General features: G+C 69.3%; 1 protein-coding gene. It reads left to right on the forward strand.

The features are described from left to right. Window positions 1-72 precede the first annotated feature (72 nt). The gene (locus D9599_RS30505) at window positions 73-1749 is read left to right on the forward strand and encodes an IS1182 family transposase (protein ID WP_198385096.1); all 1677 of its coding nucleotides are present in this window, start codon (window positions 73-75) and stop codon (window positions 1747-1749) included. Window positions 1750-1774: the final 25 nt, after the last annotated feature.

Here is a 1774-nt window from a genome sequence, read left to right on the forward strand (position 1 = left end):
CGGACACTGTTGGCGAAGTCGGATGGGGGGTGCGGCGTGGGGTAGGGTGGGGGAGACCTGGAGGTCGCCACCATGTCGCTCTGCCCGCAAGCCACTGTTCCACCGGTCCCCGAGCAAACCGAGCATGTAGCCCGGGCCTCGTTCCCGCGGGGCACCCCGTACCTGCTCCTGCGCGACAGGCTCGGCGCGGTCTTCGGCAATGCTGATTTCGCCGACCTCTACCCCGCTCTCGGCCAGCCGGCCTACGCGCCGTGGCGGCTGGCGTTGGTCACGCTGATGCAGTTCCGCGAAGGGCTGAGCGACCGGCAGGCGGCCGAGGCGGTCCGTGGCCGGATCGATTGGAAGTATCTGCTGGCGCTCGATCTGGCGGATGCCGGCTTCGATCACAGCGTGCTGTGTGAGTTCCGGGCCCGTCTGCTCCGCCGCGAAGCTGGGGAGCGCCTGCTAGCCCGCGTGCTGGACGCTGCGCGCGAGGGCGGGCTGCTCAAGGCGCGTGGGCGGCAGCGGACCGACAGCACACACGTCCTCGCCGCGGTGCGGGATCTCAACAGGCTCGAGCTGCTGGCGGAAACACTGCGCGCGGCGCTGAATGCGATCGCCGTGGCGGCGCCCGTCTGGCTGCGCACGCTGGCGCCCGCCGAGTGGCAGCAGCGCTACAGCCGGCGCATCGAGGACATGCGCTTGCCCGAGGCAGGTCCCAAGCGCGAGGCCTACGCCTGCCAGGTCGGCGCTGACGGTTACCGGCTGCTCGACGCGCTGACGGGTCCGAAAGCCCCGTCCAAGGCCGCCACGCTGCCCACAGTGGCCGTGCTGCATCGCGTGTGGGCACGGCACTTCGAGCGCGACGAGACCGGATCGGACGAGGACGGGACGGGCACTGTGCGGCTGCGGCCGGTGCAGGGGCGCGGCCCTGGCGACCGGGTGGAATCGCCCTACGACCTCGATGCCCGGTTCCGGACCAAGGCTGGGACGCGCTGGAGCGGCTACATGGTCCACCTGACGGAGAGCTGTGACGCCGGTGCGCCCCATCTGGTGGTGCACACTGACACCACGCCGGCCAACGTGCACGAGGCACCGCGCACGGAGCCAATCCACGCCGCCTTGGTCGCCAAGGAACTCCCTCCCTCCCAGCACCTGGTGGACTCCGCCTACGTCAGCGCGGAGTTGTTCATCGCTGCGCACGAGCAGCACGGCATCGATCTGGTCGGCCCAGCACGACGCGCGCTGGGATGGCAGAGCCTTACGGAAGGCGCTTTTGGTCCGAACGACTTTACACTGGACTGGAGCAGGCAGATTGCCCGCTGTCCCGAAGGCAAGGAGAGCTCTGCTTGGTCCGAGCATTCCAGGTCCTCCGATCAGCGCCGTTCCATTCGCGTGCAGTTCCGTGCCGCCGACTGCCGGGCTTGCGCCTCGCGCACCCGTTGCACCCGGTCGGTGTCACCGTACCAGGGGCGCGTACTCACGATGCTGCCGCGGCGCGAACATGACGTCCTGGTCGGGATCAGAGCGCGAGAAAGTACGGAGGAAGGACGGCGCCTCTATGCCCAGCGTCAGGGAATTGAGGGGACCCTTTCTCAAGCCGTGCGCTCCTTCGGGTTGCGTCGAGCTCGCTACCGCGGCTTGGCCAAGACAGGTCTGCAGCACGTTGCCACGGCCGCGGCACTCAACCTCGACCGCTTGGCCGCTTGGTTTGCCGGGCGGGCACTCGCCCGAACCCGGGTCTCGCGCTTCGCCGCGATCGCCACCTGATCACCGACTTCGCCAACAGGGTCCG

It is taken from the genome of Roseomonas sp. KE2513 (assembly GCF_016107305.1).
Lineage (GTDB): Bacteria > Pseudomonadota > Alphaproteobacteria > Acetobacterales > Acetobacteraceae > Roseomonas.

Excerpts from the sequence above, each read along its gene's own strand:
- D9599_RS30505 (WP_198385096.1), top strand. The coding sequence starts at position 73 with ATGTCGCTCTGCCCGCAAGCCACTGTTCCACCGGTCCCCGAGCAAACC.